The organism is Microbacterium paraoxydans (assembly GCF_020524545.1).
GTDB lineage: Bacteria > Actinomycetota > Actinomycetes > Actinomycetales > Microbacteriaceae > Microbacterium > Microbacterium paraoxydans_C.
The window spans coordinates 92,432-108,977 of the sequence record NZ_JAIVLG010000006.1 but is presented as its reverse complement, the minus strand read 5'-3'; the positions used below and the strand labels follow the sequence as shown (position 1 = coordinate 108,977).

Below are 16,546 nucleotides of genomic sequence, written 5' to 3'. Positions count from 1 at the left end.
GTCAGCCCTTGAGCTGCGCGTTCTCGAGGTGCAGCTGTCCGCCGCCCTCGACCCACACGCCGTCGACCTTGGTGCTGGTCGCGGTGACCACGGTCGACTGCAGCGGCACGATCAGCGGAACCTGCTGGTTGATGATCGTCTGCACCGTGCCCCACTTCTCGGCGCGGGCGGTCTCGTCGGGCTCGGCGACGGCTGCCGCGAACGCGGTCTGGAACTCGGGGTCGACCCAGTTGCACTCGCAGCGGCCCTCGAGGTAGAAGTTCAGCGAGTAAGCCGGCTCCGGGGGCGTGGACTGGAAGTTCGGCACGATGTAGCCGGGGAAGCTCTTGCCCGCCGGGTAGAACGAGTCGACCCAGGTGCCGATGTCGTTGTTGTCGATCGTGAGGGTGATGCCGATCTCCTTCAGACTCGCCTGCAGGATCTCACCGCTCGTGTTCCACTCCGGGTACTGTCCGGCGACGCCCCACCAGGTGAGCTCGCTGCCTTCCGTGACGCCGGCCTCGGCGAACAGCTCCTTGGCCTTGTCGAGGTCGTAGGAGTAGTCGGTCAGATCGCCGCCGAACCAGGGGTTGACCTCGCCGAGCGCGTTGTTCGTCGGAGAGACGGTGCCCTGTCCGTAGTAGGCGGCCTCGAGGATCGCCTCACGGTCGGTCGCGTAGGCGAGCGCCTGGCGGGCGCGCACGTCGTTGAACGGTGCGGATTGCGTGTCGACCTCCCACGACGGCCACTGGCTGGGGTTGTCCGGACGCACGAGGGCGATGTCGCCGCCGCCTTCGAGGCCCGAGACGTCACCCTGCGGCACCGACCACAGCACGTCGATGTCGCCGGAGCGGAGCCCTGTGACCGCTGCCGTCGATTCGGCGGCCTTGACGATCGTGATCTCGTCCAGCGCGGGCGCGTCTCCGAAGTACTCGGGGTTCGGGACGAGGGTGAGGCTGTCGTCGGGGGTGAAGGCGTCGACGATGTAGGGGCCGGTGCCGATCGGCTCCTTGTCGATCGTGTCGAGCGCGTCGACGTCGATCATCTTGACCCACACGATGCCCGCCGCGAAGGTCGCGATCGGTTCGGAGAGCGTGATGACGACAGTCGAGTCATCGGATGCGGTGACATCCGTGACCATGTCGATCTTGTTCTTCTCCTGCGTGGCGGTCTCCGGGTCGAGGTAATAGTCGAACGCGGCCACGGCATCCTCGGCGGTGAACGGGTCGCCGTTCGAGAACGTGACCCCGTCGCGCAGGGTGAAGGTCCAGGTCTTCTGGTCTTCCGACGTGTCCCAGCTCTCGGCGAGGTCGCCGACGATCTCGCCGGACTCGTCGGTCTTGGTGAGGCCGTTCCACAGCAGCGGGAACAGCACCTCCTCCCAGGCGAACGTGCGGATGGCCGGGTTGAGCTGCGGGATGCCCTGCGCCGCGGCGACGGTCAGAGCGCCGCCTTCCTGCGCCTGGCCGTCGGGGGTCGACGGGGTGCTGCTGCAGCCAGCGGTGATGAGCGCGGCGGTGAGCAGCACTGCTCCGCCGAGCATGACACGACGACGCGACATGGGTGCCTCCATTGGGTCGGGTGATGCATTCGGGTAACGAGGGTTTCGCTATAGCATGTAGCAAAAAGACGGCCCCGTCTAGTGCGAATCGGGCGGATGCGGTTACGTTCTCGTTACGTCCACCGGACCGGCGTGCCGCCACTCCGGCAGATTTGCCATAGCATCGGTCGATGCAGGAACTCGACCGAGAGCCTTCACAGCTCCCGGCACAGACAGGAGAGCCACGGTGCGCAGCGTCTCGGATCAGAACATCGCCGAACAGGTCACGGACGAGTTGCGCTCGGCGATCTACTCCGGAGAGCTCGCGCCCGGCGAGCGCCTCGTCGAGCGCAAGCTCGCCGACCGACTCGGCGTCAGCCACATCCCGGTGCGCGAGGCCCTGACCCGACTGGCCGAGGAACGCCTCGTCACCCGAGAACCCCGTCGCGGCGCCCGCGTCGCAGAACTGAGCGCGCAGGACCTCGAGGAGATCTCGAGTCTGCGCATCGTGCTCGAACAGTTCATGGCGATCCGTGTGCAGGAACGGTGGAGCGACGAGTCCGCCGCCCGACTCGGCGCCATCATCCAGGCGATGTCCGCCGCCGCCCCCGGAGACATCGAGGAGGTGCTGCGCCAGGACCGCCTCTTCCACGAGACCCTCGCCGACCTCGCCGAGCACCGCTTCCTCGACGAGCTGAGCGGACAGCTGCGCGGCCGCATCACGGGCTTCATCCACGCCGCCAACTCGGCGCTCGATCCGGCGGAGCAGGAGGAGCACGTGCGCAGCCACCAGCAGATCGTCGACGCCATCGCGAGCGGCGACCCCGAGCAGGCGCGGGCCGTGATCGCCGAGCACGTCACCCGCGCCGTGCGCCGCATCACCCCGACCGTCGCCGCCGACGGACGCCCATGACCTCGAAGACGATCGTCCTCACCGGAGCTTCCGACGGCATCGGAGCGGAAGCCGCCCGCCAGCTCGCCGCCGCCGGTCACCGGCTGCTGCTCGTCGGACGCTCGTCCGAGAAGACCCGAGCCGTCGCCGCACAGGCCGGGGCCGAGTGGTTCACCGCCGACTTCGCCCGCCTCGACGACGTGCGGGCACTGGCGGAGAAGATCGCGGATGCCGTCGGCGACAGCGGCATCGACGTGCTCGCCAACAACGCCGGCGGCATCTTCGGCGATCGCACTCCGACCATCGACGGCTTCGAGAAGACCATGCAGGTCGACCACCTGGCACCGTTCCTGCTCACGAACCTGCTGCTGCCGCAACTGCTCGCCGCGGGTGGCGCGGTCGTGAACACCTCGAGCATCGCGCACAGGCTGTTCGGGCACCTCGACGTGAACGACCTCGACAACACCCGCCGCTTCAGCCCGAACAAGGCCTACGGCGACGCGAAGCTCGCGAACGTGCTGTTCACGAAGAGCCTGCACACGAAGTTCCACGCCGACGGGCTGCGCGCGGTCGCGTTCCACCCCGGCACGGTGCGTACGAACTTCGCGGCCGAGTCGTCGAGCATCATGCGACTGCTGTACCGCACACCCCTACGGCGGGTGCTGCTGATCGGCCCGGAGCAGGGCGGGGAGACGCTGCGCTGGTTCATCGAAGGCACCCCCGACGAGACCTGGTTCTCCGGCGCCTACTACGACGAGCGCCAGCTGACCACGAAGGTCAACCCGCAGGTGAACGACCCCGCCCTCGCCGAGGCCCTGTGGGAGCGCAGCGCCCAGCTCACCGGCATCCGCCCCTGACCCGCGCGGCTCGAGGGGACCGGCGCCGCGCGCACGGATGTCGGGAGTTCTCGCGGTTGTCGGGCCGGAACACGGCTTCCGGCCCGACAACCGGTCATTCTCCCGACAGGTGGACGGGCCCCACGGACGCTCAGACCACGAGGTTCGCGGAGGCCACGACCCGGTCGCCCTCGGTGGGGAACGCCGTGCGCGTGACGGCCGACTCCACGTTGCCGGTGTGCAGGAGCGTGGATTCCGCGCCGAAGGCGGCATCCGCCAGCTCCAACGCACCGCCCTCGAAGCGGTTGCCGACAGCGCGGTAGTGGTTCACACCCTTCGTCACGGCGACGTGCGTCGCCGAGCCCTCGGCGCGGAACGTGCTGTCGCTCAGGGCGAGGTGAAGCTCTCCGTCGCCGGTGCGCGCCACGGCCTTGCCTCCCTTGATCGCGACATCCGACCCGGCGACCTCGACGCTCTGCCGCTCGCCGCGCGCAGCCTCGATGCGGGCGTTGCGCAGCGTCGACCCCTCGAAGCGCAGGTGCGCGGATGACGAGACGATCGGCGCCGCGTCATCCGCCGCGTTGAGCGTCGAACCTCGGAAAGTGACCGCTCCGGAGCCGGTGATCTTCATGCCGCCCACGCGGTCGAGCACCGTGTCGACGAAGGTGACCGGAGTCTTCACGGTGGCGTTGGTGAGCTCGCCCGGCGCGACGAACGTGAAGTGCGAGTCGGCGATCACGGTCGGCCGCGCGGAGTTGTCCGACGCCTGCGTGATGATGAGGGTGTCGGAGGCCGTGCATCCGCGCAGCTGAGCGCCGTCGGCGTTGATCCACAGCATGCCCGACCCCGAGAGCGAGGGCTTGCCGATCACCTGCACGTCTTCGAGCGTGAGGTCGGTGATGCGCACGCGCGCCACGAACCAGGAGCACACGTGCTTGCGCACCGTGATGCGCTTGGCAGCCGACCCCCAGGCGGCGCCCGAGTTCGCGAACGTCATGAGGCCCGAGTTTCCGGTGTAGGTGAGGTCGTGCTCGTACTGTCCGTGCGTGACGAAGGGACCCTGGTCGTCGCCGTCGCCGTGGCAGTTCTCGACCAGGCAGTAGGCGCTCGCGGTGAAGTCGTTCAGGTGCCGCGCATTGGCGGTGTGGCAGTTGGCGACGTAGCCGTACAGGCAGTAGATCTGCTGCGTCAGGTACCCGGCCCCGCCCCACGTGACCGAGGTCGGGTTCTTCAGTGTGCAGCTGACCGTCGAGTAGTACGTGTTCCAGCGACGCTGGATGAGCGGCCAGAACGTGCCGGTGCCGTCGATGTGGTCGACGTCGCAGCGCACCGCGTACTCGAACGCCAACGGGTGCGATCCGGTGTACTCGTCGGTCCCCGTGCCGAGAAACTTCAGGTTCGACACCGTGACGTCCTGCACGGGCACGACGCGCCGCCAGGTCATGGTGCGGTCCTTGCCGAGCGGCCAGCCGTTCTTGTAGTTGATGCGGATGTGCGTGCCGTCGACGATCTGCGTCACCTGCACCAGGCGCTGCAGCTCGCGCTCCCAGCGGCCGGCGAGCGCGTTGACCTCGGCCGCGTACCAGTCGCCGACCGCGAAGAACGAGGAGTCGGCGACCGGGAACACGTCACCCAGATCGGGAACGACCTCGTTCAGCCGCGCCTCCTGCACCGCATCGGTGACCTCGCCGCGGAAGAACATGACCGCCGCGAACGGGTCGTCCTTTCCGGCGTTCTCGATACCGACCGTCGTCATGAGGTGCCCGCCGAAGTCGAACGCGATCCGCGAGCGGGTGAAGGTGTGCCGACGCACGAAGTTCAGGTCGCTGTGCGCCTCGATCCGACGGATGCTCGCATCGTTCACCATCGCGTCGAGAGCGTCGTCGGCGTTCACGCTCGCGTCCATGATCCCGAAGGCCCGGAAGTCGACGACCCCCTCGTGCAGCAGCAGCCACGCACCGCCCTTCGACCCTGCCACGACCGTGCCTCCGTTCGCCGCAGGGGCGTCCTTCTTCACGAAGCGGTAGAGCCCGCCCCCGCCGTCGCCCGCTGCCGCGTATCCGGTGGTGCGCACGAGGTCGCCGTCCTTGCCCTTGCGCTTCGCAAGAGCCGAGGTCGTGCCGCCATTGGCGACGGTCTTCGAGCCCGCCGAGTCCATCGGCGCGACGGGACCGGCGGCCTGCGCGGGCGCCGAGGCGCCCATCGCCGCGACGCCGCCGATGGCAGCCGCTCCGAATCCGGCGAGCAGCATGCGCCTGCTGCGAAGGGTCGCAGTCTCGGTCTGGGTGTTGTCCAACAGGGTCATGGTCATCCTCCTTGCGGCGTCATCGCCGCGGTCAGGCGTCCGGCCGTCCGGCCGATCCGCGTCTCCGATCGATCCCCATCCCCAGTGCCGTGCTCCGAGCGGATGCTCAGAAGTAGTCGCCCGCCGTGAAATGGCGGATGCCGTGCAGGCGCGCGCCGCGCCGCAACGGGCGGGTCATGCCGGTGCGGTCGAGATGTCGTACCGCATCGGGTGCGAACTCGCGCACCGCCGCCTCCTCGTCGGGCACGGCGGGCACCGCGAGCTCGCAGCGGCTCACTCCGGCTGCCGCCCAGTCCTCGGCGAGGGCGGCGAGCAGCGCGCGGCGCACGCCATCACGGTCGGCGGCCTCCGGCAGCACGGCGGTCTCGAGCAGAGCCCCGAGACGCCCCCGCGTCTCGGCGATCGCATACCCCCGCACCGCGGCACCGTCCGCGGCGCTGTCCGTGTGCAGATACAGCGTCGCACCCTGCATCCGCACCTCGGCCATCGCCCAGTCCCGCTCGTCTCGCATCGGTGCGAGCACCACGTGACCGTCGCGCGAGCGCTCATAGACGTCCCGCAAAGGCGCGAGAGCACCTGCCCCGACGGTCGACGCGATGACCGTCGCCGCCCGCGCCGAACCCGAACCCGAACCGGAACCGGAACCGGAACCGGACAGTGAAGTCCACGGACCCGCCAGCACCCGCGCCATCTCGAACGTGCCGAATCCACTCGACCGGTACACCTCAGGGGTACCCGTGAACAGCAGCGCCCAGTCGGCGTCGCGGCCCGCCTCCAGCGACGCGGCGACGAGTCGTCGGGCGAGCCCGCGCCCCCGTGCCCGGTCGGCGACCGCGACGCTGCCGATCGCGTGCACATCGGCGACACCGCCATCCGCTTCCCGCAGCCGCTTGGGCAGCCCCAGGATCGAGCCGCAGACGCCCTCGGCATCCTCCGCGACCAGGGTGTGCGCGTGCCGCTCGGCGTCGAGGAGCCACTGCGCCGGCATCAGCGGCGGGATGAACGCCGTGGCCCACAACGCGGCGAGCGCGGCCTCGTCCTCGACGCGCGCCGACCGCACGACGACGGCGCTCATGCCATCGACGACAGCTGGTCGCGGTCCACGGAGTGCACGAGCGGATGCCCCGCGACGAAGGCCGCGATCTCGGCGGTGACGATGCGCCCCTGACGCAGCCGTCCCTGGTGCGTGCCCGCCGCCCGGTGCGGGGTGACCAGCACTCCGGGGAGCGAGCGGAACGGGCTGTCGGCGGCGAGCGGCTCCTCGTCGAACACGTCGATCGCGGCGCTGAGGCGCCCGCGCCGCAGCTCATCGATCAGCGCGGCCTCCTCGACCAACCAGGACCGTGCGGTGTTCACGAGTCCCGCCCCGTCGCGCAGGAGCGCCAGCTCGCGTCGGCCGATCAGGTGGTGCGTCTCCGGGAGGGTGGGCGCGTGCACGGCGACGATCTGCGCGCGGCCGAGTGCATCGTCGAGCGGGAGCAGTTCGGCCCCCAGGCCGCGGGCGGCTGCCGCATCGAGCGTCGGATCGACCAGCAGCGGCTCGGCACCCAGCGCGCGGATCAGCTCGAGGTACGCACGCCCTGTGCGCGATGCGCCGATGACGGCGATGGGTGCGCCGAGGATCTCGCGCTGCACCCCGACGGCCGCGGCATCCCACCAGCCGTCGCTCTCGCGCAGGGCGTTGTGCATCTCGGGCACTCGGTGCAGGAGCGCGAGCGTGAAGGTCAGTGACACCTCGGCGACCGACCGCGCCATGCCCGCGCCCGCCTGTGTCACGCGGATGCCGCGGTCGAACAGCGCGTCGGTCGCGAACGGCTTGATCGTGGCACCGGTGTGCGCGATCAGTTCGAGCCGTGGCAGTCGTTCGAGCACCTCGGCGTCGAACGCTCCGACGCCCCAGCTCGTGATGACGACCCTCGCTCCGGCGAGTTCGGCATCGGCGAGCCGGTCGACGCGGACGAACGCTCCGCCGAGATCAGCGGCGAGGTCGCGCAGACGCTGCGCATCATCGGCCGAGAAGAACTCCCCGAAGAGCTCTTCCGACACGACCGCGACCACGGTCGGAGTGTTCGTCGCGCCGCTCATCGCAACCAGGCCTCGAGGTTCTCGGCGATGAAGGCGTCATCGTTCAGTGCCGGGTACGCGTGGCGGACCCGTTCGATCTCCTGCGCCTGCCCCGGCGACAGCCCCTCTGCAGGGTCGAGGCACCAGATGCCCTCGAGCAGCCCCTGTTGACGCAGCATCTCGTGCACGCCCGCGATCACGCCGTGGAAGTCGTTGCCGGGGTCGAACACGGCCTGGTTGACGTCGACCATGTCGGAGGCGAGGAGTCCAAGCTCGCGGTACGCCACGGCATCGCCTTCCATCGCCTGGCGTGCCCGTTCGAGCAGCGCGACGGCAGCGCGCGTGCCGACCGCCCACTGCCCGAGGAGCCCGCCGACGAAGCGCAGCGTGTGCGGCCCTGTGGGCGAGTCGACGTGGAAGGCCGAGAGCAGATCGGCGACGATCGCGTCGTCGTTGCCGGTGTACAGGGCGATCTCGTCGGCGCGCCCGGATGCTGCGACCCCGCGCACCAGCTCGAGTGTGCGGTACCGGTCGAAGGGTGCGGCCTTGACGGCGACGACCGCGGGTATCGACGCGAACTCGCGCCAGAAGTCGCGGTCGAGCACGGGCCCGCCGATCGCGGTCTGCAGATAGAAGCCGACCAGCGGCAGCACCTCGCCGACGGCGCGGGCGCGTTCGAGCAGGGCACGCTCGTCTGCGCCCGCGACGCGGGGACTCACCAGCACGGCGTCGTAGCCCAGCGACCGCGCGAGTTCGGCTTCGGCCACGGCCTGTGCGGTGTCGCCGGCCACTCCGGCGATGCGCACGAGGTTCGCGTCGCCACGAGCCTCCATCTCTTCGGCTGCGAGCGCGAGCACGGGCTCGAACAGCGCGTGCTCCGGGTCGCGGATCTCGAACTGGGTCGTGTGCACCCCGACCGCGAGCCCACCGGCTCCCGCGTCGAGGTAGTAGCGCGAGAGGGCGCGCTGGCGGCGCTCGTCGAGCGTGCGCTCGGCGGTCAGCGCGAGCGGATGCGCGGGGATCACCGCGCCGCGGGCGAGCGTCGCCGCGGCCTCGGGCCGCAGCGACGGGACGGTCGCGGTACCTGCGCTCGCCATCAGAACTTGCCGTCCCGCACGGCCCACTTGGTGGGCTTGGCGATCATCGGGAGACCCCGGTCGATCCAGTCGGCCTGCATGCCGATGAGGGTCTCGGCCGAGACCGCCGGGTAGCCGAACAGCGCCATGCAGCGGCGGGCGTCGCTGAGCAGCGCGGTCGGCTGCGACTCGTCGACGATCTCGACGTCGCGGTCGAACAGGGTGCCGAAGCGGCGAGCGATCGACTCGACGCTCAGCAGCTCCGGGCCGGTGAGGTTGATCGTGAACGGGTCGGTCGAGGCGTGCACGAGGCTGCGCAGCACGACCTCGTTCGCGTACCCCTGCCAGATCACGTTCACGTTGGCCGTGGCGACCGAGACCGGCTGTCCGGCGTGCACGGCGGTGCCGATGTCGGCGAGCACGCCGTAGCGCAGGTCGACGGCGTAGTTCAGACGGATGATCGCGACCTTCGTGCCACGCTCCTGCGCGCCGAACTCGAACACGCGCTCGCGTCCGAGACACGACTGCGCGTACTCGCCGATGGGCGCGGGCTGGATCTCTTCGGAGGCTCCGCCGGAGGAGGCGGGGACGAAGGGGTAGACGTTGCCGGTCGAGAGCACCGAGATGGCGCTGTGACGGTAGCGGCGGGCGACCCGGTCGGGCAGAGCGGCGTTGACCTCCCACGCCCAGGAGGCGTTGGTCGCGGCACCGAACTTCGCGCCGACCATGAACACCACGTTGGGCGCATCCGGCAGAGACGAGAAGTCGTCGTTCTCGATCAGATCGAACGAGACGACCTTCACACCGGCGGCTTCGAGGCGCTCGCGGATCGCGGCGTCGCCGAAACGCGAGACCGCGTACACCGCGTCGTCCTGCCGCCCCGCGGCATCCATCCCGCGGCGGGCCAGCATCGCGAGGGTCGGGCCCATCTTGCCGCCCGCGCCGAGGATGACGAGGTCACCCGCCCCGCGAGCGAGGTCGTCGATCAGGCCGGCGCTCGGCGTGCCGAGTGCGTCCTCGAGTTCCGCCTCCGTCGCGAAATGATGCGGAGTCGTGAAATGGTGCTGAGTCACGTCGTGCTTTCCCTTCTTCTCAGCCCTTGATGCCCGTACCGGCCACGCCCTCCTGCACGTACCGCTGAGCGATGAGGTACGCGAGGAAGATGGGCAGCAGCGCGACGACGGATCCTGCGAGCATCGTGCTCAGCGGGACGTTCTGCTGCTGCAGTGACGAGATGCCGACGGTGAGTGTGAACATGGAGTTCGACTTGGCGATGATGAGCGGCCAGAGGAAGTCGTTCCAGTGCCACAGGAAGACGAAGATGCCGAGGGTCGCCAGGATCGGCTTGCACAGCGGCAGCACGATCCGCAGGAAGATGCGGAACTCGCCGGCACCGTCGATGCGCGCGGCTTCGAACAGCTCATCCGGCAGCCCGGAGATGAACTGCCTCATCAGGAACACCGCCTGCGCGTTCGCGAGCGACGGCAGGATCAGACCCCAGTAGGTGTCGACGCCGCCGAGGTTCGCCATGAGGATGAACGTCGGGATCAGGGTGACGTGGAAGGGCACCATCACCATCGCCAGGAACGACCAGAACATCACCTCCTTGCCGCGGAAGCGCTTCTTGGCGAAGGCGTAGCCCGCGAGCGCCGAGAAGAACAGCACCGCGACCACCGAGACCAGCGAGTAGATGAGCGTGTTGCCCAGCCAGCCCAGGATGTTCTGCCCGGCGAGCACCTGCTCGTAGGCGTCGAAGGAGATGTCGGTCCACGGCAGCAGCGAACCCGGGAGTTCAACGACCATGCCGGGCTTCAGGCTCAGCACGACCATGGCGTAGAAGGGGAAGAAGCTGAGGATGCCGGCCAGGCTCAGCCAGATCCAGCGGCCGACGATTCCCCAGCCGGTGGGCTGGAGCGCGCGGTAGGCGCGGCGCCGCTTCCGCGTGGCGGTCTTCGGCGGGGTGGGAGCGTCGGTCGTCGTCGGCGGCTGCAACAGAGCGGTCATTTCTGCTTTCCGATCACCAGGCGCTGGATGAGCGCGACGACGAGGGTCATGATGAACAGCGCCACACCGATCGCGGCGGCATAGCCGTAGTCGAAGTAGCGGAAGCCCTGGTCGTAGAGCATGTAGACGAGCGAGTAGCTCGCGTTCGCCGGTCCGCCCTGGGTCATCACGTAGATGACGTCGAACACCTGGAAGGCGGCGGTCGTCTCGATCACCGCGAGGAAGAAGAAGGTCGGTCGCAGCACCGGGAGGATGACGTAGCGGAAGCGCTGCCACGCGTTCGCACCGTCCATCAGGGCGGCCTCCTCGAGCTCGCGCGGCACGTCCTGCAGGGCGGCGATGAGGATCATCATCCCGTAGCCGAAGCGGGACCAGACGCCGACGACGACGATCGCCGGGATCACGAGCACGGTGCTGCCGAGCCACGATCCGCCCAGCCCGAGCGGGGTCATCAGCGCCGACCACGGGCCGTTCGCGGAGAAGATCCAGACGAAGATCGAGCCGGCGAGCACCAGCGAGGTGATGACGGGGAGGAAGAAGATCGAGCGGAAGAACCGCGCACCGCGGAACGCACGGCGCACCCCGAGCGCCATCACGGTCGACAGCACGAGAGCGATCGGCACCGCGAACACCGTGTAGATCAGCGTGGTGCCCATGGCCCGCCAGAACAGCGGGTCGGCGACCATGCGCTGGAAGTGGTCGAGCCCGCGCCAGGCGATCTCACCGGTGATGTCGTAGTCGAAGAAGCTCAGCGCGACGCCGACGATGCTCGGGCCGAAGCGGAAGGCGATGAACAGGAGGAAGGCGGGAAGCACGAACAGGAAGGCGATGCGCGCCTCGCGTCGTGCGAGCACCCGCGCGACCCGGCCTGCGGGCCGCTTCGCCGTGGTTGCCGTCGTCATCAGTGATACCTCACGTGGGGGGAGTGGAGGGTGGTGCGGGGGCGCGCGTCGGGTGGGCGCGCGCCCCCGATCCCGTTTCTACTTGATCAGCGGTGCCGCGGCGGCCGCAGCATCCTCGAGCGCATCCTCCGGCGACTTCTGTCCGAGGAGCGCCGCCTGGATCTCGGGCGCCAGCACACCCATCAGGGCACGCGACGAGGTGTTGAGCTCACCGACCGTGGTGTCGGGCACGTACTTCTCGACCTCGCCGAGCAGCGGGTCGTCGGCGTAGAGCGGCTCGGTGGTGCTGAGGGCCGAGAAGTAGCCGGCGGCCTTCAGGTAGGGCTCGATGACGTCGGCGCTCGTGGCGTACTCGGCGAACTTCGCCGCCGCGTCCTGCGCCTTGGAGCCCTTGAGCACCGACAGCGATCCGACCGTCCCGTAGGCCACCGATTCTTTCTCGGTCAGCGGCGCGAGGACCTTGACGTTCTCCTCGCCCCAGAACGGCAGGACCTCGGGGACCGCGTTGTTCCAGGTGCAGCCGACCTTGCCCTGCGCGATGGCGGTCTGCTCGAGCGGCACGTTGGTGGTGAGCGCCTCGGGGTCGAGGGCGCCCGCCTCTGCCAGGTCGGTCAGGAAGGTCAGCGCCTGGGTGCCGGCCTTGCTGTCGAAGCCGACGTCGCCGTCCTTCGTGTACACCTCGCCACCCGCCTGCCACAACAGCGGGTAGTAGGTGAGGTTGAGGGTGTTCTCGGCGGATGCCGGGTAGTTGAGGGCGTACATGCCCTTCTCCGTGAACTTGGGGGCCATCGCGGTGATGTCGTCCCAGGTCTCGGGGTACTCCGTGACGCCGGCCGCCTCGAACGCGGCGGCGTTGCAGATCAGCGGCTGCGCGCTCGTGAGCACCGGCGCGCCGAGGATGTCGCCGTCGATCGTGACCGACGACTTGACGTTGGGCAGCAGGTCGTCCTGTCGCTGCGTGCTCAGCAGGTCGTTCAGCGGCGCGATCGACTTCTGGTACGCCGCGAGCTGATCGGGGATGAGGTAGACGACGTCGGGCCCCTTGCCCGCAGCGATGGCCGTCTGCAGAGCCTCGTCGCGGTTCGCCCACGGGAAGATCTCGTAGGAGACGTTGATGTTCTCGTTCTGCTCCTCGAACTCGGCGATCGTCGAGTCCCAGAAGTCCTTGTGCACCGCCTCATCGGCGATGACGGGGTAGAGCCAGACCTTGATGTCCTGCTCACCCTCTGCGGTGCTGCCTCCGCCGGCCGAACATCCGGCCAACAGGGTGGCGGCCGCGACTCCCGCGACGACGCCGGTGATCTTGCTGACGCGCATGGTGCTCCTTTGCTTATACCGTGCTGAGTACGGTTCATTATGACACTTGGTTGGGATAATTCGTCAAGTACAAGTTCTCAGACGCTTGTTTCGGCCGTGTTTCCCGTTCGAGAACATCAAAGCTTGATCTGAGAATTCGGTGTGCTAATTTGATCGCACCCGACGACGGCGAAGAAGGAAGGACCGCACATGGCCGTGACCCGTCCACTTTCGATCGTCGCGCGATCCGCTCTGCAGCTGCGTGACGTCGGGCCCGCGACCGTGAACGACCTGTCTCGTTCGCTCGAGATCTCGCGCACCTCGGTCGAGAACGCCGTGACCGTCCTGGCCGAGTCCGCGCTGATCGTCGATGCCCCGGTCCACAACGGCGGCGGCGCCGGACGCCCTGCCCGGCGCTACTCCTTCCACGGCGCCGCCGGCACCGTGGTGGGGATCGACATCGGGGTGGCGAGCGTGCGCGTGGTGCTCGCCGACCTGTCCGGACTCGTGATCGCGCAGCGCAGCTACTCCGGGGTGGCCGCGCAGCCCGACGGCGCCTCCAAGCTCGCCGCCGTGATCGACGACGTCCGCCGCACCCTCTCCGCAGCCTCGTTCCCCGCATCGAAAGTGCGTGCGGTCGGCGTCGCCCTCCCCGGCATCGTCGACGACGTCGGTCGCGTGACCACCTCCGTCGTCATCCCCGAGTGGTCGGGCATCGACATCGGATCCCAGCTGCGGCAGGCCTTCGGCTGCCCGGTCGCCGTCGACAACGGCGTGCGCCTCGCGGCTGTCGCCGAACACCACCTCGGTGTCGCACAGCTGGTCGAAGACGTCATCTACCTCTCGGTCGGCAACCGCATCGCGATGGGGCTGATCCTCGGCGGACGCCCGCGGCGCGGCATCCACAACGCCGCCGGCGACATCGGCCGTCTCGCGTTCCGCGGGCTGAACACCGAGACGGGGCAGATCACGTGGCGGACCGCTCCGACCGCCGCCGAGGTGTTCGCGAGGGCGCGCGGGGGCGACGCGGACGCCCAGCGGGAGCTCGACGGCTTCATCGACGAACTCGCCCATGGGATCGCCACACTGACCATGACGGTCGACCCGGCCATGATCGTGATCGGCGGCGGGCTGTCCGCGGCGCACGAGCAGCTGCTCGCCCCTCTGCGGGCCGCGTTGCCGGGCCATCTCGGCCTGCCGTTCCAGGTGCCGATCGCCGAAGCGCGCCTGGGTGCCGAGGCCGCAGCGCACGGAGCGGTCGTGCACGCGTTCCAGCGGCACGCCGCCGAGATCTACGGTATCGAGGACATGCCGGCCCCGCCGATCACCCCGCTGCCGCTCGAGGTGGCCGGGAGCGGCAGCGACACCGTCGAGAACCCCGAGGAGAAGCAGTGAGCAGTGTGAAGGTCGGACTCATCGGCGCCGGTGGAATCTCGCGCGTGCACGCCGACGCCTGGCGGGCGCTCGGTGCCCAGGGATACGTCACCTCTCTCGTGGGAGCCGAGGCGATCGCCCAGGAGTACGGCTTCGAGCTGGTGCCCGACGTCGACACGCTCATCGGCCTGGTCGACATCGTCGACATCGTGACCCCGAGCAGCACCCACGCCGACTTGGCCCGCCGGGCCATCGCGCGCGGGCTCGACGTGATCTGCGAGAAGCCGCTCGCGGCGACCGCTGAGGCCGCTGCAGCCATCGCCCGAGCCGCAGAAGAGGCCGGCGTCCGGCTCTTCCCCGCCCATGTCGTGCGGTACATGGGTGAGTACGCCCAGATCAAGGCGGGCATCGACGCCGGTCGCATCGGCATGCTCGCCGTCCAGCGGTTCAGTCGGTCGGGATCCGCTCCGCAGACCCCCTGGTTCTTCTCGGAGAGCACCGGGGGCGGCGTGATCCGCGACCTGATGATCCACGACATCGACCAGGCGGTCTGGTTCGCGGGCCCCGTCGCGACGGTCTATGCGGTGCAGAACCCGCCGACGGTCGACGACCGCGTGCCCGCCCCCGTGACCTCGCATGTCGTGCTGACCCACCGCAACGGCGTCATCAGTCACCTGCACGCGAGCTGGGTCGCCCCCGGGATGCCGTTCCGCACGAGCGTCGAGGTCGCAGGCTCCGAGGGGCGCCTGCGCTACGACAGCGCGGAGGACACCGCGCTGCGGACCGACGCCGTGCTCCCCGAGGGCGACACCGATTACCTGCCGCCGATGTCACCCGAGGAAAGCCCGTACTACGCCGAGATCGCCGACTTCGTCGCCGCTGTGCGCGAGGGCCGTGACGCGAGGGTCAGCCCCGCCGACGGCATCGAGGCCGTGGCCGTGGCCGAGGCCGCGTACGCCTCGATCGCCCGCGAAGCCCCGATCGCCCTGCCCGAACGCTCCGCCGACATCGAGGAGACCGCCCGATGAACGCTCCCGTCCCGCTGAGGATCGCCGTGCTCTCGTTCGCGCACACGCACTCGCTGAGCTACGTGCACGCCCTGAAGGCGATGCCGGGGATCGAGCTGGTCGCCGCCGATCCCGACGGTGCCGCGGCTCCCGACGATGCCCCCAGGGGTGCGGCCCTGGCAGCCGAACTCGGCGTCGCCTACGTCGACACGTACGACGAGGCGTTCGCCTGGAAGCCGGATGCCGTCGTGGTCGCCGCCGAGAACTCCCGGCACCGTGCCCTCGTCGAGCGCGCGGCCGCAGCCGGGGTGCACGTGCTGTGCGAGAAGCCGCTGGCCACGACCGTCGAGGACGCCGTCGCGATGCAGGACGCGTGCGAACGTGCCGGCGTGATCCTCATGGTCGCCTACCCGGTGCGCTTCGCGCCGAGCGTGCGCGACGCGATCACGGAGTTGCGCAGCGGTCGCCTCGGGAAGGTCCTCGGCGTCACCGGCATCAACAACGGGAAGCTTCCGCAGGACCGCGCCTGGTTCACGGATCCGGAACTGGCCGGAGGCGGCGCGCTGGTCGATCACGTCGTGCACTGCGCCGACATCCTCGACGAGCTCCTCGGCGAGCGCGCCCGATCGGTGCGCGCCGTGTCGAACAGCATCCTCCACGCGCAGCGCGAGCTCGAGGTCGAGACCGGCGGACTCGTCACGATCCAGTACCCGAGCGGCGTGATCGCCACGATCGACTGCTCCTGGAGCTGGCCGATGAGCTCGGCGACCTGGGGTGGGCTCACTCTGCAGATCATCGCCGAACGCGGCACCGTCTCCGTCAGCCCCTTCGCGAAGGGTGTGGCCGGGCATGATGCGCACGGCGAGACCTGGAGCCCCATCGGCGCCGACCTCGACGCGCTGCTGATCTCCGAGTTCGTTCGTGCCGTGCGCGAGGGGGAGCAGCCGCAGCCCGATGCCGACGTGGGCGTCCGCACGGTCGAGATCGCCACAGCCGCGCAGGCCTCCGCCGCCCGCGGTGGTGAGGTCGTGACGCTCCGGTGACCCCGGACCGGGATCGAAAACGCTCCTGCGGCGGGCCTCTCCGGTCCCTTTTCGATCCCGCACGCGCTTCTCATGCAGGAGGAGTATGCTGGCGCGTTGGGTCGCTCGACCCGATGAGTCCCGAAAGGCGGTGATGGCGATGTCCGGTGATAGTAACGACGCCGCCTTCGCTGCGTCGCGACTCCCCGCGCTCACGCGTTGATCCTCCGATCCGCACGCGCACGTCCT

At 69.4% G+C, this 16,546-nt stretch carries 14 protein-coding genes; 5 read left to right on the top strand and 9 right to left on the bottom strand.

All coding sequences use genetic code 11. The features are described 5' to 3' along the window. Nucleotide 1: 1 nt before the first annotated feature. A complete protein-coding gene (locus LC041_RS13155) occupies nucleotides 2-1,540 on the bottom strand; it encodes an ABC transporter substrate-binding protein (protein ID WP_226533539.1) in 1,539 nt (512 codons plus the stop codon). A 226-nt stretch (nucleotides 1,541-1,766) separates the two neighbouring features. Here LC041_RS13155 and LC041_RS13150 point away from each other — a divergent pair, with 226 nt between their 5' ends. Both LC041_RS13150 and LC041_RS13145 read left to right on the top strand, forming a co-directional pair. After that, complete coding sequence (locus tag LC041_RS13150) at nucleotides 1,767-2,432, top strand: GntR family transcriptional regulator (RefSeq protein WP_226533538.1); 666 nt, start codon at nucleotides 1,767-1,769, stop codon at nucleotides 2,430-2,432. Next, the gene (locus LC041_RS13145; RefSeq protein ID WP_226533537.1) at nucleotides 2,429-3,268 is read left to right on the top strand and encodes an SDR family NAD(P)-dependent oxidoreductase; all 840 of its coding nucleotides are present in this window, start codon (nucleotides 2,429-2,431) and stop codon (nucleotides 3,266-3,268) included. The genes LC041_RS13150 and LC041_RS13145 overlap by 4 nt, the downstream gene beginning before the upstream one ends. 130 nt (nucleotides 3,269-3,398) lie before the next feature. On the opposite strand, the gene LC041_RS13140 is transcribed toward LC041_RS13145, so the two are convergent. The 8 genes from LC041_RS13140 to LC041_RS13105 form a co-directional block, all read right to left on the bottom strand. Then, entirely contained in the window at nucleotides 3,399-5,552 is a 2,154-nt protein-coding gene (locus tag LC041_RS13140) for a peptidase C14 (protein WP_226533536.1), read from the bottom strand. Between the two features lie 106 nt (nucleotides 5,553-5,658). Beyond that, nucleotides 5,659-6,627 (bottom strand): GNAT family N-acetyltransferase, encoded by a 969-nt coding sequence (locus tag LC041_RS13135; protein WP_226533535.1) that lies wholly within the window; start codon nucleotides 6,625-6,627, stop codon nucleotides 5,659-5,661. Further along, on the bottom strand, nucleotides 6,624-7,637 hold the full coding sequence (locus tag LC041_RS13130; protein ID WP_226533534.1) for a hydroxyacid dehydrogenase: 1,014 nt from the start codon (nucleotides 7,635-7,637) through the stop codon (nucleotides 6,624-6,626). Before LC041_RS13130 ends, LC041_RS13135 begins: the two co-directional genes overlap by 4 nt. Then, on the bottom strand, nucleotides 7,634-8,713 hold the full coding sequence (locus LC041_RS13125; protein WP_226533533.1) for a dihydrodipicolinate synthase family protein: 1,080 nt from the start codon (nucleotides 8,711-8,713) through the stop codon (nucleotides 7,634-7,636). Before LC041_RS13125 ends, LC041_RS13130 begins: the two co-directional genes overlap by 4 nt. Then, nucleotides 8,713-9,765 carry an NAD-dependent epimerase/dehydratase family protein gene (locus LC041_RS13120; RefSeq protein WP_226533532.1) on the bottom strand — a complete coding sequence of 351 codons (1,053 nt, stop codon included), beginning with the start codon at nucleotides 9,763-9,765 and terminating at the stop codon, nucleotides 8,713-8,715. Before LC041_RS13120 ends, LC041_RS13125 begins: the two co-directional genes overlap by 1 nt. 19 nt (nucleotides 9,766-9,784) lie before the next feature. Next, nucleotides 9,785-10,696 carry a carbohydrate ABC transporter permease gene (locus LC041_RS13115; RefSeq protein WP_226533531.1) on the bottom strand — a complete coding sequence of 304 codons (912 nt, stop codon included), beginning with the start codon at nucleotides 10,694-10,696 and terminating at the stop codon, nucleotides 9,785-9,787. Then, entirely contained in the window at nucleotides 10,693-11,598 is a 906-nt protein-coding gene (locus tag LC041_RS13110) for a carbohydrate ABC transporter permease (protein ID WP_226533530.1), read from the bottom strand. The genes LC041_RS13115 and LC041_RS13110 overlap by 4 nt, the downstream gene beginning before the upstream one ends. Before the next feature lie 78 nt (nucleotides 11,599-11,676). After that, nucleotides 11,677-12,915: an ABC transporter substrate-binding protein gene (locus LC041_RS13105; protein WP_226533529.1), complete on the bottom strand. Its 1,239-nt coding sequence runs from the start codon at nucleotides 12,913-12,915 to the stop codon at nucleotides 11,677-11,679. 189 nt (nucleotides 12,916-13,104) lie between these two features. On the opposite strand from LC041_RS13105, the gene LC041_RS13100 reads away from it, so the two are divergent. From LC041_RS13100 to LC041_RS13090, 3 genes are read left to right on the top strand one after another with little or no spacing between them, the layout of a single operon-like run. Beyond that, nucleotides 13,105-14,289 (top strand): ROK family transcriptional regulator, encoded by a 1,185-nt coding sequence (locus tag LC041_RS13100; RefSeq protein ID WP_226533528.1) that lies wholly within the window; start codon nucleotides 13,105-13,107, stop codon nucleotides 14,287-14,289. Further along, on the top strand, nucleotides 14,286-15,296 hold the full coding sequence (locus LC041_RS17375; protein ID WP_226533527.1) for a Gfo/Idh/MocA family protein: 1,011 nt from the start codon (nucleotides 14,286-14,288) through the stop codon (nucleotides 15,294-15,296). Before LC041_RS13100 ends, LC041_RS17375 begins: the two co-directional genes overlap by 4 nt. Next, entirely contained in the window at nucleotides 15,293-16,318 is a 1,026-nt protein-coding gene (locus tag LC041_RS13090; protein ID WP_226533526.1) for a Gfo/Idh/MocA family protein, read from the top strand. The genes LC041_RS17375 and LC041_RS13090 overlap by 4 nt, the downstream gene beginning before the upstream one ends. Nucleotides 16,319-16,546 lie beyond the last annotated feature (228 nt).

What these genes read in the sequence shown, in the direction of transcription:
- LC041_RS13105 (WP_226533529.1), bottom strand. Translation starts at nt 12,915, where the DNA reads ATGCGCGTCAGCAAGATCACCGGCGTCGTCGCGGGAGTCGCGGCCGCC.
- LC041_RS13135 (WP_226533535.1), bottom strand. Translation starts at nt 6,627, where the DNA reads ATGAGCGCCGTCGTCGTGCGGTCGGCGCGCGTCGAGGACGAGGCCGCG.
- LC041_RS13130 (WP_226533534.1), bottom strand. Translation starts at nt 7,637, where the DNA reads ATGAGCGGCGCGACGAACACTCCGACCGTGGTCGCGGTCGTGTCGGAA.
- LC041_RS13115 (WP_226533531.1), bottom strand. Translation starts at nt 10,696, where the DNA reads ATGACCGCTCTGTTGCAGCCGCCGACGACGACCGACGCTCCCACCCCG.
- LC041_RS13110 (WP_226533530.1), bottom strand. Translation starts at nt 11,598, where the DNA reads ATGACGACGGCAACCACGGCGAAGCGGCCCGCAGGCCGGGTCGCGCGG.
- LC041_RS13090 (WP_226533526.1), top strand. Translation starts at nt 15,293, where the DNA reads ATGAACGCTCCCGTCCCGCTGAGGATCGCCGTGCTCTCGTTCGCGCAC.
- LC041_RS13140 (WP_226533536.1), bottom strand. Translation starts at nt 5,552, where the DNA reads ATGACCCTGTTGGACAACACCCAGACCGAGACTGCGACCCTTCGCAGC.
- LC041_RS13145 (WP_226533537.1), top strand. Translation starts at nt 2,429, where the DNA reads ATGACCTCGAAGACGATCGTCCTCACCGGAGCTTCCGACGGCATCGGA.
- LC041_RS13100 (WP_226533528.1), top strand. Translation starts at nt 13,105, where the DNA reads ATGGCCGTGACCCGTCCACTTTCGATCGTCGCGCGATCCGCTCTGCAG.
- LC041_RS13155 (WP_226533539.1), bottom strand. Translation starts at nt 1,540, where the DNA reads ATGTCGCGTCGTCGTGTCATGCTCGGCGGAGCAGTGCTGCTCACCGCC.
- LC041_RS13125 (WP_226533533.1), bottom strand. Translation starts at nt 8,713, where the DNA reads ATGGCGAGCGCAGGTACCGCGACCGTCCCGTCGCTGCGGCCCGAGGCC.